This is a genomic window from Verrucomicrobiia bacterium (assembly GCA_026414565.1).
Taxonomy (GTDB): domain Bacteria; phylum Verrucomicrobiota; class Verrucomicrobiia; order Limisphaerales; family Fontisphaeraceae; genus Fontisphaera.
Window position 1 is genome coordinate 1 of record JAOAIT010000010.1, and the last position, 26503, is coordinate 26503.

A 26503-nucleotide genomic window follows, 5' to 3' on the forward strand; every position below is an offset into this window, starting at 1 on the left:
CGACATATACGCCCCCCCCCCCACCCCCCCCCCCAGCGCCACGCTCGTCGCGTATGGCGCCGCCACCCCTGCCCGCCCCAGCCCCCCGGCCAGCGGCTCCGCCAGCGTCGCCCCGCCAAACGCCCCCGCCATCACCCCCACCAGCGTGATCCCCACCTGCACCGTGGATAAAAAACGATTGGGTGAACGCGCCAGCTCCAGCGCCGCCCGCGCGCGGCGATCCCCGCGCTCGGCCAGGCTCTGCAAACGAACTTTGCGCGATGACACCACCGCCAATTCCGTCATCGCCAGCAGCCCGTTCAACAACAACAGGACCACGATGGCCAGTATTTCCAGATAAATCACACTCATGGCAGGCTTGGGTTGATGATGGCCCCCCTCACGCCACGCCCCCCAACAACGGCGGCAACGGACACTCCAGCGCATCCGCAAACGCCCGCAGCAGCTCCGCCTCCGCCGGCTGCACCACCCCGTCCGCCGTCACCGTCGCCACCATGGCATTGAGGATCCGCTGCCGCACCCCCGGCGCGGCCGCCAGACAGGCATCCAGCGCCCGATCCAACGCCTCCGCATGGCATTGCTCCCACGCAAAAAATGGAATATACACCCCCTGCTCCGCCAGCAGCGCCACCCCATTCTGAAATGCCGCCTGCACCGCCCGCCCCTCCCGCTGCCCCACCTGCGCCAGCGCCGACAGCAGCAGCCCAATCTCCGCCGCCAGCCCTTTGTGCGAATAATATTGCACCACCCGCCGCCGCGGCGGCTCAAAATGCGGCTCCAAATGCCGCCGCACCACCTTCTGCAGCGCAAACTCAAACAAATCCAACCGCTGATCCGCCTCGATCAGCTCCTGCAAACTCCGCGTGAAATTCTGGTACTGCTCGCGCGACAGCTCCCGCAGCGCCGGCCCCGCCAGATCCACCAGCGGCAGTTTGTAACTCGGCGCCAGCCCCGCCACCACCTCCCGCAGCCGCCGCGCCTCCTCCGCCATCGGCCGCCCCACCTTCCGCGCCAGCGCCTCCAACTGCCGTTGCTGCACTTCCGGCCGCTCGTCCAGCACCAGCGCCAGCACCAGCGCCGCCGCCCCAAACGGCTCCGCCACCGCCCCCGCCACCGCCGCCGGCAGCTCCTCCACCACCGCCGCCGCATGCGCCAGATGCTCGCGCGTTGTCGTCCCCGCCAGCGACAACACCTGCGGCGCCGGAATCGGCGCCACCGGCGGCCGCGCGCCCCGCCGCGCCCCCGCCGCCCCCGCGGGCGCCGGCTCCCGGGCCGCCTCCGCCCAACCCTCCTTCCTCAGCGGGGGAAACACCCCGTCAAACGACGGATCCAGCGCCCGAATCCGCGCCTCCAACGGCGGATGCGTCGAAAACCACGCGCTCACCGCACGGGAAAAAAACAAATGCGCCGCCTCCCCGGCGCGCGGCGATTCCACCCGCGAGCCCTGCGCCAGCGCCCCAATCTTCTTGAGCGCCCCCGCCAGCCCCTCCGGCAGGCGCGTGAACTGCACTGCCGCCGCATCCGCCAGATATTCCCGCTGCCGCGAGATCGCCGCCTGGATCATCCGCCCAAACAACGCTCCAATCCACCCAATCGCCACCAGCGCCAGCCCCAGCAACACCACCTGCCCCGAACCCTTCCCCCGGCGAGGCGTCCCCCGCAGCAGCAGCGACCCGATCGTCACCAGCCCCATGATCCCCGCAATCAACCCAATCAGCCGCACATTCAGCCGCATGTCCCCATTCAGAATGTGGCTGAACTCGTGCGCAATCACCCCCTGCAGCTCATCCCGATTCAGCCATTCCAAACAGCCGCGCGTCACCCCAATCGCCGCGTCATTCACCGAAAAACCCGCCGCAAACGCATTGATCCCCCGCTCCTCATCCAGCACATACACCTGCGGCACCGGCACCCCGGACGCCAGCGACATCTCCTGCACCACGTTCAACAACCGCCGCTCCGCCACATCCCGCGTCTGCGGCGACACCAGCCGGCCCCCCAGCGACCGCGCCACCGCCCCGCCCCCGCTCGACAGCTCCACAATCCGAAACACACTGCCCGCCGCAATCACCGCCAGCGTCCCTATCGCCGACCCGGTGAACAGCCGCGGATGCCACCAACTCCCCGCCGGCGCAAACAACAACACCAGCGCCCCATACACCGCCACCACCGTCCCCGCCACCGCCGCCAGAAAATACATCACCAGCCACCCGCTCCGCCGGCGGGCCTCCTCCTGGCGCGTGAAAAAGTCCGTCATGCCTTGATGAACTTCAAGCCCTTCAGCCACCGCACCAGCTCCTGCGCCCACGGATGCGGCTGCGCAAACGGCGGCTTGTCCCCCAGCCCCAGCCCATGCGGCCCATGCGGGTAAATGTGCAGCGCATACGGCACCTTGTGCCGGCTCAGCGCCCCCGCAAACTCCAGCGCGTTCTCCACCTTCACCACCGCGTCATCCGCCGTGTGCCACACAAAACACGGCGGCGTCTCCGCCGTCACCTGCAATTCATTGGACAACAGCTTCACCAGCTCCGGATCCGGATTGGGACCCAGCAAAAAAAACCGCGACCCCTCATGCGTCAGCGGCCCCATGCTGATCACCGGATAACACAATATGCCCAAATCCGGCCGGCAGCTCTCCCGCTCCACCACATCCGCCGCCCCCGCCACCCCCCGGTCAAAATGCGTCAACACCGTCGCCGCCAAATGCCCCCCCGCGCTGCTGCCCATCACCCCCCCCCGCCCCTTGTCCCCCCCCCCCTCCCCCGCCCGCGCCCGCACCAGCCGCAGCGCCCGCTGCACATCCTGCAGCATCGCCGGATGCCGGTATCCCGCCGTCCCCAGCCGGTATTTCAACACAAACGCATGCACCCCCTGCTGATTCAAAAACAACGCATAATCATGCCCTTCATGGCTCGCCAGCGCCCCATACCCGCCCCCCGGACAAATCACCACCGCCGCCCCGCTGGCCTTCTCCGCCGGCGCCAGATACGGCGTCAAGGTGGGAATGTCCTTCGGCTCCTTCCCCAGCGCGCCAGGCGCGCCCTGGGGCCACAACGGCACCGGCACTTCGGTTTGCGCCATCAAACACGCCAGCCATCCGCCCGCCAGCCAACATCCAATCCAGGGTAATCGCATGACCCCACCCTATCCCAATCGCGCCCCGGATGCAACCCGCCCCTCCGCCCCCAACCCCGCCCGCCCCACAACCGCCACTTTTACGCTTGAGTGGCGGCGTGACCGCGGGAAACATGACGCCCATGAAATCGCTTCTCTCCTGCCTGCCCTGGCGCCCCGCCACCCTCCTCGCTTTCAGCCTGGCCCTGGCCGCCCCGCTGCAAGCCCTGGATTTGCACGTCGCCCCCAACGGCAATGACGCCTGGTCCGGCCGCCTCCCCAAACCCAATCCCGCCCGCACCGACGGCCCCCTCGCCTCCCTCACCGGCGCCCGCGACGCCCTCCGCCGGCTCAAGGCCGCCGGCCCCTTGCGCGAGCCCGTGCGCGTGCTGGTGGCCGATGGACGCTACACCCTCACCGCGCCCCTCCTCTTTGAACTCGAGGACAGCGGCACCCCCTCCGCCCCCATCACCTACCAGGCCGCCCCCGGCGCCCGCCCCGTCTTCAGCGGCGGACGCATCATCCGCGGCTTCCAGCGCGCCACCAACGGCCTCTGGCAGGCCCAGCTCCCCGATGTCGCCGCCGGCCAGTGGTACTTCGAACAGCTCTGGGTCAACGGCCGCCGCGCCACCCGCGCCCGCTCCCCCAATCAATTCTGGTTCTACCTCGCCGATGTCAAAGAGGAGCCCCTCACAGGCGGCGACCGCCGCGCCAAACAAGCCCGCCAAACCCTCTGGATGCGCCCCGAAGACTTCCCCGCCATCGCCGGCCTGACCGACGACGAACTTAAAGACGTCAACCTCGTCGTCTATCACAACTGGGACAACACCCGCCGTTTCCTGGACCGCGTGGACGCCGAGGAAAAAGCCCTCATCACCTCCGGCGAAGGCATGAAACCCTGGAACCCCTGGCGCATGAACAACGGCTACATCCTCGAAAATTACCGCCGCGCCCTCGACGCCCCCGGCGAGTGGTTCCTCGCCCGCAACGGCACCCTCACCTACCTCCCCCGCCCCGGCGAGGACATGACCCGCGCCGAAGTCGTCGCCCCCGTCGTGGACAAGTTCATCATCCTCAAAGGCGACGCCCCCAACGGCCGCTATGTCGAGCACCTCCACTTCCGCGGCCTCACCTTCCATCACGCCCAATGGCTCACGCCCCCCTCCGGCTTCGAACCCGCCCAGGCCGCCGCCCCCATCGAGGCCGTGCTCCAGGCCGACGGCGCCCGCCATGTCCGCGTCGAAGATTGCGAAATCGGCCACATCGGCACCTACGCCATCTGGTTCCGCAAAGGCTGCCGCGACATCCTCATCCAGCGCTGCCACCTCTTTGACTTCGGCGCCGGCGGCGTCCGCATCGGCGAAACCACCATCGCCAAAGAACCCGAGCGCACCTTCCGCGTCACCGTGGACAACAACATCATCCGCCACGGCGGCTGCCTCTTCCCCTGCGCCGTCGGCGTCTGGATCGGCCACAGCGGCGACAACCACATCACCCACAACGAAATCGCCGACCTCTTCTACACCGGCATCAGCGCCGGCTGGCGCTGGGGCTACGCCGAAAGCCTCGCCAAACGCAACGTCATCGCCTTCAACCATGTCCACCACCTCGGCTACTGGATGCTCAGCGACATGGGCGGCATCTACACCCTCGGACCCTCCGAAGGCACCGTCGTCACCAACAACGTCTTCCACACCATCTACGCCTACTCCTACGGCGGCTGGGGCCTCTACACCGACGAGGGCAGCACCGGCATCCTCTTCGAAAACAACCTCGTCTATAACACCAAAACCGGCAGCTTCCATCAGCACTACGGCCGCGAAAACATCCTGCGCAACAACCTCCTCCTCAACAGCCTCCAGCACCAACTCCAAATCACCCGCGTCGAACCCCACCTCTCCTTCACCTTCGAACGCAACATCATCTACTGGACCAACGCCAGCCCCGCCTACTCCGGCCCCTGGCACACCAACCGCCACCTCACCCGCAACAACCTCTACTGGAATCCCCTCCACCCACCCACCTTCAACGGCAAATCCCTCGCCGACTGGCAGGCCGCCACCGGCCGCGAAACCGGCAGCGTCATCGCCGACCCCCTCTTCGTGGACCCCGCCCGCGGCGACTTCCGCCTCCGCCCCAACTCCCCCGCCCTGCGCCTCGGCTTCCAGCCCTTCGACTACACCAAGGCCGGCGTCTATGGCGACGCCGCCTGGCTGGCCAAGGCCCGCAACGCCTCCTTTCCCCCCATGCGCCAGCCCCCGCCCCCATCGCCCCTCGCCGTCCACGAAACCTTTGAGCGCAGCGCCCCCGGCCAGCGCCCCCGGCTCTTTGCCCTCTCCGTCGAAAACAAGGGCGATGCCATCCTCGTCACCGATGAAACCGCCGCCAGCGGCAAACACAGCCTCAAAATCACCGACGCCCCCGGCCTCCAACACCAGTGGCAGCCCCACCTTTACCTCCACGTGGACCACCCCCGCGGCACCCTCACCAACTCCTTCGACCTCCGCGTCGAGCAGGCCTCCCACGTCGTCTTTGAATGGCGCGACTGGAGCGAAAGCGACTACCGCACCGGCCCCATGCTCGCCATCCGCCAGGGCCAGCTCTCCGCCGCCGGCCAGTCCCTGCCCCTCCCCCTCAACCATTGGGTGCACTTCGAAATCGTCGCCGATGTCGGCCCCAACCTCTCCGGCCTCTGGCATCTCGCCGTCACCCCCGCCGGCCAGCCCCGCCGCGAATTCCGCAACCTCAAACATGCCCACCCCAAATTCCAAAAACTCACCTGGGTGGGCTTCATGAGCAGCGCCAACACCAACACCTCCTTCTACCTCGACAACTTCGCCCTGCCCAAGCCCTGACCACCCCATGCCCGCCCCGCCCCGCCGCCGCGGCGGCGGTGAACCAGACCCCCCCACGCATGGCCCAACACCTGCTCATCTACGACGGTCATTGCGCCTTCTGCACCCGCATGGTCCGCCTCCTGCAGCAGCTCGACTGGCTCCACCACCTGCATTGCCTCCCCGCCCACGCCGCCTTGTCCCTGGCTCAAACCCGCGGTATCTCTCCAGCCCATCTCCAACAGGCCCTCCACTGCCTCGCGGCCGATGGCCGCGTCCTGGCCGGCGCCGCCGCCCTCCGCTTCATCGCGCTCCGCCTGCCCCTCCTCTGCCTCCCCGCCCTGCTGCTTTTCCTGCCCGGCGCCCTCCCGCTCGCCGAACGCGCCTACCGCGCCGTGGCCGCCCGCCGCCACTGCCTGGGAGGATCTGATTGCGCCCACGACCCGCCGGAATAATGAACGGGCCGCCCCCCCCGCCGCCTCACGCCCCGCTGGCCTCGCCCCGCACCCGCAAAAAGCGCATCCACGAATCCCCATGCTTCAGCACCTTGAGCTCCTCCCACGGCTCGGGCACCTCCAAACTGTCTCGCCGCGCGTGGCCCAAAATGAACCACCCCCCCTCCGCCAGCAGCCCCGGCAGCGCGGGATGATCCAGCAGCCGCTGCGCGTGCGACTGCGACCGATACCCCACATTTTTCTCCCCGTACGGCGGATCGGCAAATATCAGCTCATATCGCTCCCCCGCCTCCGCCAGTTGGGGCAGCGCCGTGTACACATCCATCACCCGCACCTGCAGCGCCTCCCCCGGAAAACGGCACGCCCGCGCATTCTCCTGAATAAACCGGGCATGTTTGGCCGATCGCTCAATGCACAGGGCAAACGTCGCCCCCCGGCTGAGGCTCTCCAAACTCAACGCCCCCGTCCCCCCAAACAACTCCAGCACCCGCGCCCCCGCCACCCGCAGGCCCAGACTGTTGAACACCGCCTGCCGCACCAAATCCGGCGTCGGCCGCACATCCAGACCCTTGGGCGCCTTGAGCAGCGTCCCCCCCGCTGTGCCGCTGATTATGCGCATAACCTGCCGCAGCCCCAGCCGGCGGCCCTCATCTCGACCGCCCCGGAAACCACGATTTCCCGCCCCCTCAACCCGGGGCGCCCGCCGCCAGCAGTTCATTCACCTTCCGCATCACCGCAAAAGCATCCGCCACGTACAACACATCCGCCTTGCCCCGCGCCCAGCCGCAATTCGGATCCAAATTCACCGCCCGCCGCTCCGTGATGAACCGCCACCCCACCGTGTGCGGCTCCTCCCCGTGGCAGCACGTGGCCAGCCCCTTCGGATGCCGCGGCGTCGCGCCCGTCTGCCCAATCTGATTCAAATGCGTCAAAAACGACAGCACCGCCTGCCCCTCCCCGCTCAAATCCACCAGCGATTTGCTGCTCCCCAGCGAGGCCCGGCTCAACCGCAGAAATTCCAAAATCAACCGCTCCGCCTCCGCCACATGCGCCTGCCCGTCGGCCTGCTTCTTCGTCCAGCCCGCCCCCGCCACAAACAACAGCTCCGCATCCGGCCGGATCGTCTGCGCATCCGCCGCCGGCGCCGCATAACCCGTCACCCGCGACCGCGACCCCAGCCCCGCCGGCAGCGCCACCGTCTCCACCGCCGGCGCCGGCCCGGCAGTCTCCAGCGCCGGAAAACAGCCCGACTCCAGCGCCAGACACCACGGCCGCTGCGTGCGCCGCAGGGCGGCCTCCATCCGCTGCCGGTAAAACCACCGCGTCGCCGTCAACTGCCCCTCCGCCACGCTCAAACCCGTAATGTGCGTATCCACCCGCCCCTTCAGCCGGTGCGCCACCCCGGGCAGAATCCGATTCACCCGCGAGCTGGCCGGCGCCAGAATCACCGTCGCCCCCGCCTGCCGCGCCAGCGCCTCCGCCGCCGCCGCATCCGTCGCATACCGCGCCTGCGCCAGCTCCGCCCCGCTCACCTGCAACACCCGCCCCGCCCCGCACCCCCCCAACTGCGCCGCCCCGGCCGCGGTGGTCTCCCCCGCCAGTCCCGCCACCCACGCCGCCCCGCCCAGCGCCTCGCTGAGCTGCCGCGCCGCCCCCAGCGTCTCCCGGGCCGCCTTGCCCAGCGAGCCGTCCGCTTCCACAAACAACAACGCTAAAATCGTCTCCATAAGCCCATGTCCTGATTTCGCCAGTTCAATCCTTCAGCCACTTCACCACGTCCTCCGCCACCTGCTCCGCCGTCCAGTCCTTGATGATCCGCGTCTCGCGCTGCTGCCGCGGCAGCGTCACCTGCACATAGCTCAACCCCTCCCCCGCCAGCTTCACCGCCCGCGCCTTTTGCAGCGCCGGCATGATCCCCCGCATGTTCATCATCCCAATTTGCGGATTGTTGCGCGGCTCCGGCAAATTCCCCGTGGCCCACCCCAGCACCGCCGGCGGCCCGGCGCACACGCTGATCTGATGCCGCCCCCCCTCCACCCGCTCCAAAATCCGCAGCGTCCCGTCCGCCTGCACCGTCAGCTCGTCCACCCCCTGAAATTGCTCCGTTATCCCCAGATGCTCCCCCACCATCGCCAGCGTCGCCCCCGCCCCCCCCGAGGCCGATTCCCCCCCCCCCAACAACAACAACCGGCTCAGCTCCAGCCCCGCCAAACCCCGTATGGCCTCCGCCAGCGCCGCCGCCGTCTCCGCCGCATCCGTGAACCCCGAGGCCGGGCCATCCACCGCCACCAGCTCAAACGGCACTTTCTGCGCCACCGTCATCATCACCTGCTGCAGCTTGGGCTTGGGCCCCACACTCACCAGCCACACCTTGCTGCCCGCGTGCTTGCCCGCCAGATGCGCCGCCTCATACAACGCATGGCTGGCCCATGGATCCAGCACCATCGGCAGCATCATCTCATTCTTCAACGCCGGCCCGGCGGCGCTGCTCACCGGCTCCAGCGTCTGGAGCGGATCCGGCACCACGCTGCCGCACACCACCATCTGATATCCATTGCTCATACTCTTTTTAGCCCGTTGCGCACCTTAGCAGGCCACAACTCCCGCGCGCTTGGCAAGGTTTTTGCACTCCCCTCCCCGCCCACCCCGCCCACGCTCGATTTTCGCGTGCCTTTTGCCCGCCGCCGCGTTAAACAACAGGGGTTATGGAAATACAAGTTGCCTCGTTGTGCGATGCCGCCACCGATTCCCAGGGCAAACTCAACATCCTGGGCACCTTCGACACCATCAACGCCGCCCAAATGCCCGCCGTCCACCCCCAGTGCTCCGTGGCCCTCCGCGTGGTGTTTGATAAAATGGAGGAAGGCGCCCACAAAGTCGGCCTCAATTTCGTGGACGAAGACGGCCGCCCCGTCATGCCCCCCATCACCATGCCCATCCAGGTCGAGGTCCCCGAAGAAGCCATCTTCGTCTCCCGCAACTTCATCGTGAACATCCAGCACATGAAATTCGACAAACCAGGCTTCTACTCCGTGGACATCTCCCTCGACGGCGAAATCAAGGGCCGCATCCCCCTCCTCGTCCGCCTCTTTCCCCCGCCCCGGCCCCCCAAATCCGAACCCGAAGATTTGCCCGAGTAACGCCCTATGACCCTCTCCCAACTGGCCGCCCGCCAGCCCGCCCTCGAACTGTTGCAGCGCAGCCTCAACCAGGGCCGCCTCGGCCACGCCTACCTCTTCACCGGCCCCGACCTCGATGAGCTGACCGCCGCCGCCCGCGCCCTCGCCATGACCGTCAACTGCCTCCAACCCCCCCGCCGCGGCCACGCCGGCCTGCCCCTCGACCCCTGCGGCGCCTGCCTCCCCTGCCGCAAAGTGCTCGATGAGCTCCATCCCGATGTCTTCTGGCTCCGCCCCGAGTCCAAAACCCGCGTCATCAAGACCGAGCAAGTCCGCGAGCTGATCCGCGAGCTCAATCTCCGCCCCACCGAGGCCCACCACAAGGTGGCCATCCTCGTCGCAGCCGACCGCCTCCACCTCAGCGCCGCCAACGCCTTCCTCAAAACCCTCGAAGAACCCCCCGCCGGCACCGTCCTCATGCTCCTCAGCACCGAGCCCCAAAACCTCCTCGAAACCATCCTCTCCCGCTGCCTCCGCCTCAACCTCTCCGGCAGCGGCCCCCGCCTCGCCCCGGACATCGCATCTTGGTTGCACCACTTCGCCTCCGCCCTCGCCGCCACCGGCAAAAGTCTCCTGGACCGTTACCGCCTCCTCGGCGAGCTGGCCGCCCAGCTCACCCGCCTCCGCGAATCCATCGCCCAGCGCCTCGAAGCCCAATCCCCCCTCCAAAAATACCCCGACGCCGAGCCGGAACTGAAAGAACAATGGGAGGCTGAACTCAAGGCCGCCATCGAGGCTGAATACCGCCGCCAGCGCGGCGAGCTGCTCCAGGCCCTCGAATGGTGGCTCCGCGATGTCTGGCTGGCCACCCAAAACACCCCCGCCGCCCTCCTCGCCCTCCCCGCCCTCGAATCGGCCACCCGCCAGGCCGCCGCCCGCCTCCAGCCCCCGCAGGCCCAGGCCAACCTCGAAATCATGGAAGAAATGGCCGCCCGCCTCCGCACCAACGCCCAGGAGGCCCTCGTGTTGGAAGTCGGCCTCCTCAAAATGCAACTCTAGCCCTCCCCCTCCCCCATGGCTGCGCCGCCGCCGCTCCCTGCCCCTTCGCTGCCCCCCGGGCGCGCCAGCGCCTGGCTCGCCTTGTGGAGCGGCGCCATCTTCGGCGTGGCCCTCGTCAAACTGGGCAGCCCCGTCATCCTCGCCGAAAAAGTGCACGCCCCCCAAAACCTCTGGGAATTGACCCTCCTTCCCTGGCCGCCACGCTGGGGCTATGCCCTCCTGGGCCTCTGGCTGCTCGGCGCCGTCGCCCTCGCCTGGCGCCTGCCGCCGCCCCCGCGCCCCCTGCCCCTCAAACCCTGGACGCGCGCCCTGCCCTGGCTCCTGCTCGCCTGGCTCGCCTGGCAGACACTCGCCGCCGCCTTCTCCGTCGAGCCGCGGCTCACCCGCCTCGTCCTGCCCCATTTCCTGGCCTGTGTCGCCTGTTTTGTCGCCGGCCGCTTTGTCCTCGCCCGCACCCGCCACCCCGATTATTTCTGGGCCATCCTCACCCTGGCAGTCGCCGTCACCCTCCTCAACGGCTGGGACCAGCGCCTCGGCGGCCTCGAAGAAACCCGCCGCCAGTTTGAACAATTGCCCCCCGACCTCCGCGCCACCCTCGACACCCCGGAATTCCGCGCCCGCTTGGCCAGCAACCGCATCTTCTCCACCTTCTTCTATCCCAACGCCTTCGCCGGCGGCCTGCTCCTCACCCTGCCGCCGGCCACCGCACTGGCCTGGCGCCTGGGCCGCCGCCGCTCCCGCCCCCTGGCGGCCGCCCTCGCCGCGCTGGTTGCCCTGGCCGGCGCGGCCTGCCTGTTCTGGACCGGCTCCAAAGCCGGCTGGCTCATCGCCCTCGGTTTGATCCTCGTCATCTTCTGGCTGGGCCCCTGGGCCCCCCGCTACAAAGCCGCCCTCGCCGGCGCCGTCCTCCTGGCCGGTCTCCTGGGCTTCTGTTGGAAATACGCTGAGTACCTCTCCCGCGGCGCCCCCAGTGCCGCCGCCCGCTTCACCTATTGGCGCATCGCCTGGCAAAACACCCTCGAACACCCCTGGCTGGGCACCGGCCCCGGCACCTTCGCCTCCGTCTATCGCACCCGCAAACCCCCGGAAGCCGAACCCACCCGCCTCGCCCACAACGATTACCTCCAGCAAGCCTCCGATTCCGGCCTGCCCGGCCTGCTCCTCTACTCCCTCTCCCTGGCCGGACTCCTGGCCGCCACCCGCCCCCCACGCTGGCATTCCGCCTGGCCCGCCGCCGCCTGGCTCGGCCTCCTCGCCTGGGCCGCCCAAAGCCTCGTCGAGTTTGGCCTCTATATTCCCGCCCTCGCCTGGCCCGCCTTCCTCTGGCTGGGCTGGCTCCGCGCGGAAACCTTGAGCCCTCCCTGAGCCGCCTCATGCCCGACTCCCCTTCCATCATGGTGATTGCCGGCGAAACCAGCGGCGACATCCTCGCCGCCGAACTCATCACCGCCCTCCACCACCACGCCCGCGACAACCACCAGCCGCCACCCCGCTGCTTCGGCGCCGGCGGCCCACGCCTCGCCGCCGCCGGCGTCGAGTTGGCCGTGGACATGACCCAGCACGCCGTCGTGGGGCTTTGGGAGGTGGCCAGGCACTACTGGAAATTCCGCCAGATTTTTCATCATCTCCTCCAGCTCGCCGCCGCCCGCCGCCCCAACGTCATCCTCTGCGTGGATTTCTCCGGCTTCAACCGCCGCTTTGCCCACGCCGTCAAGGCCCTCGCCCGCCGGTTGCCCGACGCCTCATGGCACCCCCGCCTCGTCCAGATGGTCTCCCCCCAGGTCTGGGCCTCTCGCCCCGGCCGCGCCAAATCCCTCGAACGCGACTTCGACCTGCTCCTCAGCATCTTTCCCTTCGAAAAAGCCTGGTACGCCCAGCACGCCCCCCGCCTCCGCGTCGAATTTGTCGGCCATCCCCTCTTCGACCGCCATCCCCCGCCCCCTCCCACCCCACCCGCTGGCCCGCCCCGCGTCCTCCTGCTGCCCGGCAGCCGCACCGCCGAGCTGAAACGCCACCTCCCCCCGCTCCTGGGCGCCTGGGCCCTCATCCAACAAAAAGTGCCCGCCGCCTCGGCCGTCATGGTCCTCCCCGATGACCGCCTCCGCGCCCTCGCCCTCGCCCACGGCGCCGCGCCGGCCGTCTCCGTCCAGGTGGGCGGCCTTGCCAACCACTTGCGCCAGGCCTCCGTGGCCCTCGCCTGCACCGGCACCGTCACCATGGAATGTGCCTACTTCGGCGTCCCCACCGTCACCCTCTACATCACCTCCTGGCTCACTTACGAAGTGGCCCGCCGCCTCGTCACCGTCCCCTCCCTCACCATGCCCAACCTCCTCGCCGGCTCCCCCATCTTCCCCGAGTTCATCCAATACCAGGCCACCCCCAAGGCCCTCGCCCAGGCCGCCCTCGGCTTCCTCGAACACCCCGGACACGCCGCCGCCGTCCGCGCCCAACTGCGCACCCTGATGGCCCAACTGGGCGGTCCAGGCGCCGCCGCCCGCGCCGCCCGCCTCGTGGCCGACCTCCTGCCCCCACCCCAGGACCCGCCGCCCGCCCCCACGCGCTCCTGAACGCCACCGGCCCGGCGCCCCGGCCAGCCGGGACGGCTTCGATGCCAGCCTTTTTTGTAATCAATTCTTTCGCAAATAATTATATATCCTAATAAAACGGTATATAATTCTTCTTACCCCGCCGTAACCCCTCGGGCATACACCCTCGTCTTTTCATTTATATGTTGGTTTCTTCATGAAGGTGAAGGGTAGAGCAGCGCAAACACGGAGGACGGCCAAGTCTTCCGGGCGCTGGCGGTTCAGCCCTTGGAATGGGTTGTTTCTAATCTTGGGCATCGTCGTGGCCGTTTTGTGGAACTCCCTGGCCAACCGCAAACCCCAGCCCCCAGCCCCCTCCACCAACCCCGTTGCCGCCACCGCCGACCAGCCCTGGGGCCAGCTCGAAGTCACCCCCATCGTCATCGAGCGGCCCGAGGAATACTTCCAGGACGATGCCCCCGTGCCTCCCCTGGCCTGGCATTTCCCGGGCATGCACCCCGATCAACTGGCCGAACTGCTTCGCTCCCTCCAACCGCCCCCCGAATGGCTGCCCCGGCTGCTCGACACCAACCATTGGGAAATCCATCCCCATAAAGTCATCCTCAAACCCCCGCTCGACCTCGTGCGGGACCTCCCCCCCGACCTCCGCCAACGCCTCTACGCCGAGCTGGCCCGCCACCCCGAAAACCTCACCCAGCGCTACCCCTTCGTGTACCGCGCCGACGGCTTCGACGAATGGTTTGCCCAAAGCGGCCTGAGCCCCGACACCCTCGCCGCCCTCCGCCGCATGATGTGCCAGCAGGACCACCGCCTTTGCTTCTACGACGCCCACTACTTCCGCCTCACCCTCCCCACCAACGAAGTTCGCGCCCTGGCCCGCGCCCTCTCCCGCGTCCCCACCCTCATCGTCACCCTCCACGTCCCCGAGCGGGCGGATGTCACGCCCCTGCTGAATTACTGGGGCTCCCCCCGCCGCAACCGCAACCTCAAACCCCTCCTCGAAAGCATGGCCCGCGCCCCCGGCGGCGCCTCGCTCAATGTTTCCTACTTCTTCCCCCCGCTTGCCCAATCCCTGCTCTACACCTACCCCCACCCCACCAACCGCTTCATGGTGCGCGCGCCCGATTGTTTCTGGACCTCCATGAATTTCGGCCGGGATAACCCCGACCCTCGTTTCCTCGACTCCCAATACATCCAGACGGCCCTTGCCACCGAATATGAGCGCATCGAACGGCCCACCCGTTTCGGGGATCTCATCCTCCTCTACGAACCCGGTCAGATGTGGCGCGCCGTCCACATGTGCGTCTATATCGCCGATGACATCGTCTTCACCAAAAACGGCGCCGACATCTACCAGCCCTGGGTCCTCATGCGGCTGCCCGACATGCTGATCCATTACCCCTCCCAAACCCCCCTCCAAATGACCGCCTACCGCCGCCTCCAACCCTACTAGCCCCCGCCCCGCCCCGGCCCCCTCACAGCCGGTGCGCCAGCTCCTGCCGCAATGCCGCCGCCACAAACGCCCGCCGTTCATCTGTCAGGGCCGTGCCAAACTTGAGACTCTTGCCGTTCTCCAGCTCCAGCACGATGGCTTTGGTTGTCCGCCGTCCCCCTTTCGACGTGTAGTGCTCCTCCTCCGACAACCGCACCCTTTTCACCTCCCCGGGCGCAAAACGCCGCGGCCACTTCAACGGCCCGATCCCGCTGTATATAACTCCCTCCGTGGCCCGCAGCCGCACCTCCGTGTGCCCCATCAGACTGCTTAAAAACGAAAAAAACATGCCCAGCCCGACCACGATAAACGGCGTCAAAAAAATCCACAGAAAAATCGTCATCCCCACCGGCATCGCGTTCTCCTTCATGTCAATGGCCGGAAACCACTCCGGCAGATTCACCCCCAAATGCATGAGCGTCGAAGCCAGCGCCAGCAGCACAAACACCGACAAGATCCCATTCCAAAATAGGCAGACAAACAACAATCCCGCCGCCGCCACCAGCGAGCGATGCGTCGCCCGGATCACCCGCCACACCCCGTCATTCCGCACCGTCACGCCCCCCGGCGGACGGCTCACATCCACCTCCGCCTCCAGCCCGCTCTCCTGCGTCAATTCCGACAGCACATACGCCACATTGCACCACCGGCAAAAAGCCACATCCTGCGCCACGTTCACATCTTCCGCCGGTATGGTCTTGCGGCACTTCTGGCAGGTGGGCGTTACCATGAAGCAACCCTGAAGCAGCTCTCGAGCAAAAGCAAGCCTGAATCCCCCGCCCGCCCCCGCGCGCACCGCTAGCTCTTGCCGCCCCCCTCCGCGGCCGCCTGCGCCTGCGCGCGCTTCGCCATGATGGCCTCCACGATCTTCTGCGCCAGCGCCGGATTCTCCCGCAGAGCCCGCTCCGCCGCCTCCCGGCCCTGCCCGATCAGCTCGCCCCCAAACTGCAGCCACGCCCCCTTCTTGTCCACCACCCCATGCTCCACCGCCACATCCAAAATGCTCCCCTCCCGGTTGATCCCCTGATTGAAAAGAATGTCAAACTCCGCCTCCGCAAACGGCGGCGCCACCTTGTTCTTCACAATCTTCACCTTCACATGATTGCCCACCACATTCCCCGCGGCGTCCTTGATGCTGTCGCGGCGCCGGATGTCAATCCGCACACTGGCGTAAAACTTCAGCGCCTTGCCCCCGGGCGTCGTCTCCGGGTTCCCAAACATCACCCCCACCTTCTCCCGTATTTGATTGGTGAACACGCACGTCGTCCGGGCCTTCGCCAGAATCGCCGTCAATTTCCGCAGCGCCTGGCTCATCAACCGCGCCTGCATCCCCATCGTGGCCATCCCCATCTCCCCCTCCAGCTCCGCCTTGGGCACCAGCGCCGCCACCGAGTCCACCACAATCACATCCAGCGCATTCGACCGGGCCAGCGTCTCGCAAATGCTCAGCGCCTCCTCCCCGCTGTCCGGCTGCGACACCAGCAGCTCATCCAGATTCACCCCCAGCCGCTTGGCATACGCCGGATCCAGCGCATGCTCCGCGTCAATAAACGCCGCCTGCCCCCCCGCCTTCTGCGCGTTGGCTATCACGTGCAGCATCAACGTCGTCTTCCCCGACGACTCCGGCCCAAAAATCTCCACCACCCGCCCCCGCGGAATGCCCCCCACGCCCAGCGCCAGATCCATCGCCAGCGCCCCCGTGGGAATCACCTCAATCTGCCGATCCGCCCGCGCCTCCCCCAGCCGCATGATCGCCCCATCCCCATACGCCTTGGTGATCGTGGCTATCGCGTTCTCCAGATCCCGCTGCCGCGCCGCCTGCTGCTTGGCGGCATCACTCGCGGCTTTACTCTCGGCGGGGGCGGTTTTCTCGGCGGATTTGGCGGCCATAATGTCGTGTTGTTTTTCTGGCGTCGGGAATAACGGGTTGCCCGCTTGAAGTCAATGCCGGAATCCGCCCGCCCCTCACCCTCCCCCACGCCCCGCTCCCCCTGCCTTTTTGATGGCGGCAGCCATCCCCCTCGTCTATATGTTACGCAGCATCGTTTGATGGCTTTGCAACTTATGAAACACACCTTTGGTCTTCACGCAGGGATGCTTTTCCTTTCCCTGACCCTCACCCTGGCGGCCGCCCCTCTCGGCAGCGCCTTCCTCTATCAAGGACGGCTAACCCAGCAAGGCCAGCCCGCCCAGGGGCTGTACGACCTGACCTTCACCCTCTTTGACACCCCCTCCGGCGGCGCGCCCCTCGCCGGCCCAATCACCAATCTCCAGGTCAGCGTCTCCAACGGCCTCTTCTCCGCCGAGGTGGATTTCGGCCCCGCCCCCTTCAACGGCACCGCCCTCTGGCTCGCCGTGGCCGTGCGCCCCGCCGGCGGCGGCGCCTTTACGCCCCTCACGCCGCGCCAGCCCCTCCTCCCCGCCCCCTATGCCACCTTCGCCGCCAATGCCGCCGTGGCCCAGGCCCTGACCGCCAACGCCGTCAACACCGCCAGCTTGAAGGACGGCGCCGTCACCCTGACCAAAATCGCCACCAACCAGATCGTCACCAGTCTCAACGGCCTCCGCGACGCCGTCCAGTTGAGCGGCACCAACGGCATTACCATCAACCCCCGCGGCAACACCCTCGTCATCAGCGGCCCCGGCCCCGGCGGCCCCGCCTGGGCCTTGACCGGCAACGCCGGCACCCTCCCCGGCTCCCATTTCCTCGGCACCGCCGACAACCAGCCCCTCGAATTGCGCGTCAATAACACCCGCTTCCTCCTCGCCCAGCCCACCACCGGCGTCCCCAACCTCATCGGCGGCGACGCCGCCAACCTGGCCTTCCCCGGCACCCTCGGCGCCGTCATCGCCGGCGGCGGCCAGGGCGCCGAAGCCAACGCCGTCGGCGGCGCCTTCGCCTTCGTCGGGGCCGGCCGCTACAACCTCGTCCACAGCAACGCCAATGAATCCGCCGTCGTCGCCGGCTACGGCAACGTCGTCTATACCAACACCTGGTCCGCCTTCATCGGCGGCGGCACCGGCAACTGGATTGACAGCTTCAGCCACTTCGCCGTCGTGGCCGGCGGCGAGGAAAATTACGTCAACACCAACAGCCAGCACGCCGTCATCGGCGGCGGCAACTTCAACACCATCGGCACGGAAGCCCCCGCCGGCTGGATCGGCGGCGGCGCCTACAATTCCCTCCTCGCCGGCGCCGCCAGCTCCAGCATCGGCGGCGGCCGCTACAACACCATCAGCCAGGACGCCGCCGGCAGTTTCATCGGCGGCGGCTTGTACAATACCAACCGGGGCAACATCTCCGTCATCGCCGGCGGCTTCAGCAACCTCGTGGACACTCTGGCCTATGGCGCCACCGTCGGCGGCGGCGAACTCAATTACATCGGCAACAGCGACGACGCCACCATCGCCGGCGGCTACTATAATTACGTGGATGACAACGCCCATTTCGGCACCGTCGGCGGCGGCGCCGATAACTGGGTCCAACCCGGCGCCGCCTACGCCACCATCCCCGGCGGCGCCCAGGCCGCGGCCCTCAGCTACGGCCAGCTCGCCTACGCCAGCGGCATGGACAACTCCTGGGGCGATGCCCAATCCTCCTTGTACGTCCTCCGCCGCACCACCACCAACGCCGCCACCCTCGAACTCTTCCTCGACGGCCGCACCCAGCGCATGCTCGTCCCCACCAACGGCACCTGGTCCTTTCAAATCATGATCGCCGCCCGCAACAACGCCGGCGGCTCCGCCGGCTTCCGCCTCGAAGGCGTCATCAAAAATGTCGCCGGCACCGTCTCCCTCGTCGGCACCCCCTCCGTCACCGCCCTCGGCTCCGACATCACCGGCATCCCCAACCCCCAGGTCGCCGCGGACAACACCAACAAGGCCCTCATCCTGCGCGTCACCGGCCTCGCCGGCCAGCGCATCAAGTGGGTGGCGCGCGTCCAAACCACCGAGCTGAAGTTTTAGGCTGCCCCGCCTCACGGGCCTTTGCCCTGGCCCTTGCCCTCCGCCGGCGCCGCCTGCACCGCCGCCGGTTTCCCCAACCACCCGTGCGTCCACGCATGGATCAGCCCCTGCCGATCCAACACCTGATACGTCAGCCACAAAATCACCCCCACCACCGCCACATACGGCCACGGGCTTTTCTTCTCCGCAAACGGATCCACCAAATCCCGCTGCGCCCCCTCCGGCAGCCGCGCCACCCGCGTGAGCGCCGCCCCAAACGGCACGTTGATCCGCGCCTTGGCGTTGACCGCCCACCCGTTGGCGTCCAAAATCGGCCCCAGATTCCGCTGCCGCAGCTTCAGCCACGCCATGATCACCGACGGCCCGCTGATCAGCAGCATCAAACCCGCAAACACCAGCGGAATCTGCCAGTACTCAATCTTCATCAGCCCCGTGGCCAGAATGCTCAACGCCGTGCCGATCGAACCCACCGCCACCCCCAACGCCGCCACCGTCCCCACATCAATCTTCTTCGCCTCCGCCGGTTTCGCCTTGTCCAGCGTGGCCGCCGTCGCCGCCGCGCTCTCCAGCTTGGCCGTCGAGGCCGCCTCCGCCGCCGCCGCCCGTTTGGCCACCTGCTGCTCAATCAACCGCACAAATTTTTTGTAGGGCGCCCAAAACGCCTGCCGCAGGCTGATCGGATTGTCCACAATGCGCGTGATGGTGGCGTCCCAGTCCCGCCCCTGCCGGTCATAAAACACCCCGTTGCGCCCCACCATCAAATTGTCCGAGCTGCCATTGGTGAACGCCGCCACTATCTGCATCTTCTCCCCCGTGCCCCGCCGCACGCAATCGCAGTACGCCAGATACGTCCCCGCCAGCCCCGCCATCGCCGCATGCCGCCCCGCATCCTCCACCCGCAAACACAAATCGCACCGCCGTTGATCCAGGTACAACGAACCGGCCTGGAATATCGCCTTGTCCCGCCGGCTGTAAAAGTCCCGAAAATTGACAAAGTTCACCAGCAGCTTCGGCAGATCGCGGCGAAAACGCAGCAGCTTCTGCACCGCCAGCACCGCGTTGGACTCCACACTCACCGCCAGATCCTGCGCCATCAGCTCCTCAATGGCCTTCCGCGCCGGCCCCCCAAAAATCGCCTCCACCCGCGCCTGCCCCAGCCGCTCCACCTCCGCCCCCGCTTTCGCCGCCAGCCAGGCCTGGCACGGCCCCAGTTTCGCCTGCAACTGCAGCCAGTCCCCCTCCGCCAGCTCCGTCCGCGGCCCCAGCACCGGCACCACCGCCACCGCCCGAAACGCCGCCATCTCCGCGGCCCACGCCGGATTCAAACCCTCCCCCAGCGGCAGCGGTCTGCCGGCCTCAATCCGCGCCAGCGGCAGGCTCCGGCACTCCCGCGCCTCCGCGCTCAATTCCTGCGCCGCCACCGCCGCATATTCCTTCTCCTCCCGATTCAACGGCCCCGCCGCGCGCGCATCAAACGCCGCCAGCCGGCACCGCGCAAAATAATCATCCACCTTGGCGCGCACCGCCTGCAACGCCTGCACCGCCGCCACCGTGCCGGCCTCGCCCAGCGGCCAGATGGCGGGATCCCCCGCCCCCCGCTGCCGCCACGCCACATACGCGCTGGCCGCCTGGAAAAACTGCTCCACCTTGGCCGCATTCACGCCGGGCTTGCCGCTCCGATCCGGCACCCCGCCCACACACTGCAGCATGTCCTGCAACACCTCGCGCACCGCCTCCTCCCCCGCCGCCTCCGGCGGCACCACCCCGTCCCCGTTGAATACCGTATGCGCAAATATCCGCGCCGGATCCATCGTGTCCCCCAGCGCAATCTCCCCCGCCTCCGGCCGCCCCAGATTCCGCAAAATCTGCCGCGCCGCCGCCAGCAGCGCCCGCCCCTCCGGATGCGCCTCATTGAACTGCGCCAGCGGCAGCGACTCCCCCGGCGTCAAAAAACAGCCCGGATCCTTCACCACCCCACACACCCACTCCACCGCCGCCAGCAGCTCCGGCGGCCGGATGCGCCCATCCTTGTCCGTGTCCATCAAATCCAGCGTGGCCGCATCCAGCTCCAGCCCCCGCGTGGGACAGGCCAGCGCCACCCACAACGTTTGATCCAGTTGCCCCAGCGCCCGCAAATCGTCGCCGGTGTTCAAATGCACCTGGTCAAAACCGCCGGCCATGAAAAATCGCCAGCGATGCCGCGAGTTGGTGACTTCGTGAGACGTGTTGTTCATAAAATAAAAAGATTCAAGGAGCCGCCGCCGCCGCCGCCACACGCCCCGCCGGACGCACCCCCGCGCCCTGCCGCCCGGTCAGCGCATCCCCCAGCTCCGCCCGGGCCCGCTCCGCCAGCGCCAGCAGGCGCGTCACCACGTCAGGACGCTCGGCCGCCCAATCGCGCGTCTCGCCGGGATCTTCGTCCACCTGGTACAGCTCCGGCCGCTCCACTTTCACCATCCGATACGTCCCCGGCCGGCCATCCCGGCCCGGCGCCTGACCCTGCATCGTGCGGTACGTGTGCGGCAGAATCAGCTTCCACGGCCCGCTCATCACCGCCTGCAGCTCGTTCTGTTGATAATAAAAATAATAAGCCTCATGCGGGCTGACCGCCCCGGGATGCCCCGCCATCAGCGGCCAGATGTCCTGCCCGTCAATTTTGTTCGTCGGCAGCGCCGCCCCCGCCAGCCGCGCAATCGTCGGCAGCAAATCCAGCGTCATCGCCGGCTGCGTGCATACCTGCCCCGCCGGGATCCGCCCCGGCCATCGCATCAACCCCGGCACCCGCACACCCCCCTCCCACACCGTCCCCTTCCCCTCCCGCAACGGCCCGGCAGACCCGGAATGATTCCCGTACGAAAGCCACGGCCCGTTGTCCGAACTGAAGATCACCAGCGTCCGCCCCTCCAGCCCGTGCCGCCGCAGCGCGCCCAAAATCTCGCCCACGCTCCAGTCTATTTCCACGATCACATCCCCATACAACCCACGCCCCGACCGCCCTTTGAATCGTTCCGACACATACAACGGCACATGCGGCATCGCATACGCCACATACAGAAAAAACGGCCGCCGCCGATTCTGCTCAATGAACCCCACCGCCCGCTCCGTGTACCACGTCGTAAGCTGCGCCTGATGCTCGGCCGTCACCGGCGCCACCCGGATGCGCTCGTTCTCATACAACGGCAAATCCGGATACCCCGCTTTGCGCCGCGCCTGCTCCGGCGGCAAATTCACGTAGTCCGGATGATACGGCCACATGTCATTCGAATAGGGCAGGCCAAAATACACCTCGAACCCCTGCCGCGTCGGCAAAAACTCCGGCCGATCCCCCAAATGCCATTTCCCCAAAAGCGCCGTGGCATAGCCCCGCGCCTTCAACACCTCCGCCAGCGTCGTCTCCTGCGGATGCAGCCCCACCGCCGACCGCGGCCCCAAAGCCCCATGAACGCTCACCCGATTGGCATAACATCCCGTCAACAACGAGGCCCGCGACGCCGAGCACACCGGCTGCGACACATAAAACCGTGTGAACCTGACCCCCTCGGCCGCCAGCCGGTCCAGATGCGGCGTGGCAATATCCCGCGCCCCATAGCACCCCACATCCCCATAGCCCAGATCATCGGCAAATAAAATCACCACATTCGGCGGCGTGGCCGCCGCCACCCACACCGGCAGCAATACCGGGAACAATACGGAAAACACCCACACCCGCATGGCCAGGACATGCATACGCTGAACTCGCCCCCCACCCTATGCCATCCCCCCCAAAATATCAAGCGCCGTCCCCCGCCGCCAGCCGGGCCTCCCTCAATCTTGATGCGTTAAATGGCTGGCAAAGAACGCTCAAAAAAGGGGGAATTATGTTGCAAATTTCCTCCCGCATAGTCGCGCAGCTGGTTGTTCTTCATCAACCCCCCGATTTATCAGGGGTGGAGGTAGTGCTTGATTATTCGACGGCAAGAGCGTTTCCCGGTTACAAGCTGTTCAATCAGTTTGCTTGTCCTCCATCGTTGTGCCAGCCGCCGAGCGGGAAGTATTCAGGTAATAACAAATAACGGCGCACGCACTTCGCTCACATTTCCTCTCATTTAGGTCAGGTCTTTCTCAGACCAGCCACGCAAAAACTGACCGAAAACCAAATATTCCGGATCAGGGTAATGATCGCGCCGAGCGGGCAGAAGAATCTGATCACGCAAGGTGCTCTGAAATTTTTCCGCTCCGCCATCCCATCCCGTGCGGCGAAGTTCCTGCAGGCGCCGCTGGTTGATGATGACTGAATAATCCTTTTTTATGCCGATCAACCCCAGATCAAAAGCCCGGTGGTGTAACGCGCTCAGGCAGATTCCATTCTTCAGTTCATCGGTGCCGCGCTCATGCTCCACCGGAATCAGGTGAGCCGCCTCGACAAGCTCCAGCTGGATGCCGCTGACAGCACAGCGATACTCGTAAGCCGCCAGGACATTCTTACGAAAGCGTGCATCCCGCACTTTGCGGTTAATGCGCGCCAGCACACTGCGCCGCGGCCCTGCCGGTACGTCCACGATTTGCGGCGGTCGCTCCGCGCGGGCCATGGAAAACAGATGCTCCAGCTCAAGGGGTTGCTGGGCGGTCCGGTGCATTTCCTCCATCTCCTGGACGTAAGCCGCAAAAAAGTCGGGGCGAAACGCGATGACAATCTCCTCATTGGCACGAATCTGGGGAAAAAATCCTTTTTCTTTTGCCTGGCGCAGCGTTTCGATGCGCACTTGCAAGGAAGGCGAGCGTCCCTTCATGGAGAGCAAGTGCTTAGTAACATCAAAACCTGCAAAAACCTGCTCCTCCTCACTCCATCCCAACAACAACGTCTTTGCGCCTTCTCTCACCTGGAACTGGTCAATGCCCGTGATTTGAATCCGGAGCTCGTTGGGGTTACGCGGTTTGCCGCCATAGGTTAAATTCCAAATGTAACATATAACCACCAAACACAGCTCAGGGTGGACGAGAGAAACCTCGAACGGATGCTCCGCCCTCAAAACAGCAGCGTTCCAGCCAGAGAGCCTTAGGCCTGCTACCATGCGCTCCAACAAAACAGCTTTTTTCAAACGAACCGCCATAACTGGCCTTTATTGCTTTTTAGGCTTTTTACGCTTCTTGACCTCGGCCGAGGCCGTCTCCATCAATAACATCTGAACCGGCTCGGTCTCGCGGGGTGTTTGACCTCCGTGCGGTTTGTCCCTTGGCTGGCGTTTTGGGCGCTTAAGGCCGCCGTCCGCAGGCAAAGGATCATCCTCAACCCCATTCCACTTGAGTCCCGGTTTGTAGACCCGGTACCACGTTCCCTCCTGTTCGTCGGCAGCCGGAGAGTCGGAGGAATAACTGACGCCTGTTGAGGGCGTGAACCGTCCGACCGCTCCCCGCACATATTCATATACCACCTCGCAACAAATCCAACGCCTGCCGCACTTCTCCGCCGCTTCCCCGGTCACGCAGCTTCCCGCAAAAGGATCGACAACTAAATCGTGGGCGTCTGTTAACATGCGAATGAAAAATTCAGGCAGCTCGCAGGGAAACCTGGCAGGATGGGGTTTAAGGCCATTTTCCGCGCAATAGCGAATATACCTCGAATTGCTTTCCGTGTGGGCAATGGCCAGCAGATTGGGGGGAATGGCCGCTCCGTTATCGGTTCCGAATTTATCCGAGATGTCATGCCCAGATGGCCTTAATTTGGGCTTATAGCCCTTGGCCAGCAGCTCTTTCATGCTTTCTGAATAAGGCTGCAGCACCCGCCGGTTGCTGGCTTTGGGCCAGGGACTCGGGGAGAGCCACCAAATACAATTGACGGCGTCTTTGACACGAATCCGCCGGACAGTCACCCACTCGGCCGGCGTGGGAAGTCTAGCCGGATTCCACCAAAAAAATTCCTGCGCCAGATGAAATCCAAATTCCCGACAAAGGCAGATAAGAAGCTCGTATTGATAAAGACTCTTGGTGGGGTGGCCGGGATTCCAAGCTCCGCCTATGTCAATCACCAGGGATCCGTTGGGTTTAAGGGCGCGCTGGAATGCGCGGGCAAAAGGTCGAAACCACTCCACATACTGATCCGCGGCAACATTGCCGTAGTCCTTTTTGCGCACCAATCCAAACGGCGGACTGGTCATGATCAAATCAACAGACTGCTCGGCAATCCAATCCCGAAAAAGCGCCAATGAATCACCCAAATAAATGTGCCCCAAGCGTGTCTTGTGAACCAGCCTGGCAGGAGCAGGACATTCAACATCCGGATGGCTTGCCATAGCGCATCAAACTTCCAACACGACATATCTAACTCGCCGCCCGTTTTACAGGCAAGCGCCATAATTACCTGACCATCCCCCGTCCGCCTAGCCTTGCCAGCCTGCCCTCAACCGGGCCCAGTAGTCCGCTCAAACCCGCTCTCCCTTGGCCTGGGCCTTGCGTGCCGCAGGCCGGGCCGCCGCCAGCCCCGCCAGCAGCGCCGCGCTCTCCCGCCGCAACCGCTCCCGCTCCTCTGGCGTCAGGCCTCGCGGATCAAACCGCAGCCGATAATGCAGCCGCACCACCGGCTCCCACGCCGGCAGCCCCGCCGGCAACTGCGGCGCAATCCGCTCCAGCCACAGCCGCATCGGCTCGTGCGGCGCGCGCGCCAGCCCCATCTGCGCCAGCCGCCGCTCCACTGCGTAAAATTCCGAGTCCAGTCCCGCCCGCCCCTGCGCCACCCGCGCGGCCGCCCCTCCCACCGCCCGCCGCCGCCGCCGCGCCTCCCACGCAAAGCGCGCCGCCAGCACCGCCACCGCCGCCAGCAAAACCACCAACACGTACTGCCGCAACCGGCCCTGCCCCCACCGCAGCCGCGAAAACTGCCAGTACAACCACGAAAAAACGTCCGCCACCGGCTCCCACCACGCCCGCGCATTCTCCTCCCTCCCCAGCCACGTGCCCGGCGTCGCGTCCAGCTCCTGCCACCGCCCCGCCGCCGCGTCATAATAAATGCACCACGCATGCGCGTGCCGCCCCCGTATCACATATTTCCCCGGCCCCGCCGCCTCCTGCACGCTCCAACCCACCGTGTACCGCGCCGGAATCCCCGCCTGCCGCAGCAACAACGTGGCCGCCGTGGCAAAGTACTCGCAATGCCCCTTGCGCCCCTCCAACAAAAACCACGCCAGCGGCGTCGCATGCGCCGTATTCGTGTACGCCGCCGCCGCCATGCTCTGGTACAGGCTGTACTCAAATTGCACGTGGAAAAACCGCTCCACCGCCCGCACCCGCTCCGCCGGCGGCAGCTCCGCCAGCCGCAGTTGCGCCGCCACCTGCGCCAGCGCCGCACGCTCCACCTCCGGCACCTCCAAATCCAGCGCCGGCTCCGGCGGCCCGTCCATCGTCGCCGTCTCCCCGCTCCGCGCCCGGTACTCCACCAGCCCCGGCCCCACATCCACCCGCACCACCCCCAGATAATTGGTCTTCAAATCAAACACCGGCAGCTCGTCCAGCCGCGTCACCCCGTGCGGCGCCGCCAGCAGACCGCGCCCGCCCTCCAAATACGCGCTGATCACCACCTCGTGCCGCGCCGGCGCCGCCAAAAACACCCACGACGTCTCATTCGTCTCCGGATACACCGGCATAAATTCCCGGCGCGCGCCCCCGCTCTGCCATACCTCGCCCCGGTACAGCGTGTACGTCGTCTCCCGCAACAACGGCACCCCCTGGCTCCCCGCCGGCACCGTCACCCGCATCACAATGCGCCCCGACCCTTTCGTGCGCCCCATCTGCCCGATCATCGTGCGCGTTTCCCGCGCGTCCTGCCCCCGCCCCGAGGCCCCCGACATCCAGAGCGTCTGCAAATGATTCACCAGCACGCTGGCCTCGCGCAAACCCAGCACCACCCCCGCCCCCGCCACCGCCCCCACCACCCACACCCCCACCC

22 protein-coding genes and 1 pseudogene are annotated in these 26503 nt (G+C 66.5%); 9 read left to right on the top strand and 14 right to left on the bottom strand.

Translation table 11 applies throughout. The features are described from left to right. The 3 genes from N3J91_02885 to N3J91_02895 form a co-directional block, all read right to left on the bottom strand. On the bottom strand, positions 1-351 hold a 351-nt coding region (locus N3J91_02885; GenBank protein ID MCX8155395.1), incomplete at its 3' end, for a CNNM domain-containing protein. Between the two features lie 28 nt (positions 352-379). Further along, on the bottom strand, positions 380-2257 hold the full coding sequence (locus N3J91_02890) for a M48 family metallopeptidase (GenBank protein ID MCX8155396.1): 1878 nt from the start codon (positions 2255-2257) through the stop codon (positions 380-382). Next, positions 2254-3081: an alpha/beta hydrolase gene (locus N3J91_02895; GenBank protein ID MCX8155397.1), complete on the bottom strand. Its 828-nt coding sequence runs from the start codon at positions 3079-3081 to the stop codon at positions 2254-2256. Before N3J91_02895 ends, N3J91_02890 begins: the two co-directional genes overlap by 4 nt. Before the next feature lie 176 nt (positions 3082-3257). On the opposite strand from N3J91_02895, the gene N3J91_02900 reads away from it, so the two are divergent. Both N3J91_02900 and N3J91_02905 read left to right on the top strand, forming a co-directional pair. Continuing rightward, positions 3258-5969: a right-handed parallel beta-helix repeat-containing protein gene (locus N3J91_02900; protein MCX8155398.1), complete on the top strand. Its 2712-nt coding sequence runs from the start codon at positions 3258-3260 to the stop codon at positions 5967-5969. Positions 5970-6028: 59 nt separating this feature from the next. Continuing rightward, positions 6029-6403: a DUF393 domain-containing protein gene (locus N3J91_02905; protein ID MCX8155399.1), complete on the top strand. Its 375-nt coding sequence runs from the start codon at positions 6029-6031 to the stop codon at positions 6401-6403. Between the two features lie 25 nt (positions 6404-6428). On the opposite strand, the gene N3J91_02910 is transcribed toward N3J91_02905, so the two are convergent. The 3 genes from N3J91_02910 to N3J91_02920 all read right to left on the bottom strand — a co-directional run bounded on the left by N3J91_02910 (position 6429) and on the right by N3J91_02920 (position 8965). Beyond that, positions 6429-7022 carry an RsmD family RNA methyltransferase gene (locus N3J91_02910; GenBank protein MCX8155400.1) on the bottom strand — a complete coding sequence of 198 codons (594 nt, stop codon included), beginning with the start codon at positions 7020-7022 and terminating at the stop codon, positions 6429-6431. Positions 7023-7089: 67 nt separating this feature from the next. Continuing rightward, positions 7090-8130, bottom strand: coding sequence for an electron transfer flavoprotein subunit alpha (locus N3J91_02915; protein ID MCX8155401.1), 1041 nt, complete (start codon positions 8128-8130; stop codon positions 7090-7092). Positions 8131-8155: 25 nt separating this feature from the next. Beyond that, positions 8156-8965: an electron transfer flavoprotein subunit beta gene (locus N3J91_02920; protein ID MCX8155402.1), complete on the bottom strand. Its 810-nt coding sequence runs from the start codon at positions 8963-8965 to the stop codon at positions 8156-8158. Positions 8966-9108: 143 nt separating this feature from the next. Here N3J91_02920 and N3J91_02925 point away from each other — a divergent pair, with 143 nt between their 5' ends. From N3J91_02925 to N3J91_02945, 5 genes are all read left to right on the top strand, one after another. Then, the gene (locus N3J91_02925) at positions 9109-9543 is read left to right on the top strand and encodes a hypothetical protein (protein MCX8155403.1); all 435 of its coding nucleotides are present in this window, start codon (positions 9109-9111) and stop codon (positions 9541-9543) included. A 6-nt stretch (positions 9544-9549) separates the two neighbouring features. Continuing rightward, positions 9550-10581, top strand: a complete 1032-nt coding sequence (locus N3J91_02930) for a hypothetical protein (GenBank protein ID MCX8155404.1) — start codon at positions 9550-9552, stop codon at positions 10579-10581. A 15-nt stretch (positions 10582-10596) separates the two neighbouring features. Further along, complete coding sequence (locus tag N3J91_02935) at positions 10597-11946, top strand: O-antigen ligase family protein (GenBank protein MCX8155405.1); 1350 nt, start codon at positions 10597-10599, stop codon at positions 11944-11946. An 8-nt stretch (positions 11947-11954) separates the two neighbouring features. Continuing rightward, a complete protein-coding gene (gene lpxB / locus N3J91_02940; protein MCX8155406.1) occupies positions 11955-13148 on the top strand; it encodes a lipid-A-disaccharide synthase in 1194 nt (397 codons plus the stop codon). Between the two features lie 175 nt (positions 13149-13323). Beyond that, positions 13324-14580: a hypothetical protein gene (locus tag N3J91_02945; GenBank protein MCX8155407.1), complete on the top strand. Its 1257-nt coding sequence runs from the start codon at positions 13324-13326 to the stop codon at positions 14578-14580. 22 nt (positions 14581-14602) lie between these two features. Here N3J91_02945 and N3J91_02950 read toward each other — a convergent pair whose 3' ends face one another. Next, the gene (locus N3J91_02950) at positions 14603-15349 is read right to left on the bottom strand and encodes a hypothetical protein (protein ID MCX8155408.1); all 747 of its coding nucleotides are present in this window, start codon (positions 15347-15349) and stop codon (positions 14603-14605) included. Positions 15350-15417: 68 nt separating this feature from the next. Next, positions 15418-16419 (bottom strand): recombinase RecA, encoded by a 1002-nt coding sequence (gene recA, locus N3J91_02955; protein MCX8155409.1) that lies wholly within the window; start codon positions 16417-16419, stop codon positions 15418-15420. A 264-nt stretch (positions 16420-16683) separates the two neighbouring features. Here recA and N3J91_02960 point away from each other — a divergent pair, with 264 nt between their 5' ends. Next, positions 16684-18585, top strand: a complete 1902-nt coding sequence (locus tag N3J91_02960) for a hypothetical protein (GenBank protein MCX8155410.1) — start codon at positions 16684-16686, stop codon at positions 18583-18585. A gap of 11 nt (positions 18586-18596) precedes the next feature. Here the strand turns inward: N3J91_02960 and N3J91_02965 are convergent, their stop codons facing one another. Both N3J91_02965 and N3J91_02970 read right to left on the bottom strand, forming a co-directional pair. Further along, complete coding sequence (locus tag N3J91_02965) at positions 18597-20819, bottom strand: hypothetical protein (protein ID MCX8155411.1); 2223 nt, start codon at positions 20817-20819, stop codon at positions 18597-18599. A gap of 13 nt (positions 20820-20832) precedes the next feature. Next, positions 20833-22311: a sulfatase gene (locus tag N3J91_02970; protein MCX8155412.1), complete on the bottom strand. Its 1479-nt coding sequence runs from the start codon at positions 22309-22311 to the stop codon at positions 20833-20835. A gap of 23 nt (positions 22312-22334) precedes the next feature. On the opposite strand from N3J91_02970, the gene N3J91_02975 reads away from it, so the two are divergent. After that, positions 22335-22637, top strand: coding sequence for a hypothetical protein (locus tag N3J91_02975; GenBank protein ID MCX8155413.1), 303 nt, complete (start codon positions 22335-22337; stop codon positions 22635-22637). A gap of 33 nt (positions 22638-22670) precedes the next feature. On the opposite strand, the gene N3J91_02980 is transcribed toward N3J91_02975, so the two are convergent. The 4 genes and pseudogenes from N3J91_02980 to N3J91_02995 form a co-directional block, all read right to left on the bottom strand. After that, entirely contained in the window at positions 22671-23675 is a 1005-nt protein-coding gene (locus N3J91_02980) for an HNH endonuclease (GenBank protein MCX8155414.1), read from the bottom strand. 9 nt (positions 23676-23684) lie between these two features. Beyond that, positions 23685-24854, bottom strand: coding sequence for a site-specific DNA-methyltransferase (locus N3J91_02985; GenBank protein ID MCX8155415.1), 1170 nt, complete (start codon positions 24852-24854; stop codon positions 23685-23687). Positions 24855-24983: 129 nt separating this feature from the next. Continuing rightward, complete coding sequence (locus tag N3J91_02990) at positions 24984-25202, bottom strand: hypothetical protein (GenBank protein MCX8155416.1); 219 nt, start codon at positions 25200-25202, stop codon at positions 24984-24986. A 381-nt stretch (positions 25203-25583) separates the two neighbouring features. Next, positions 25584-25844: pseudogene (locus tag N3J91_02995) on the bottom strand (transglutaminase domain-containing protein). Positions 25845-26503 lie beyond the last annotated feature (659 nt).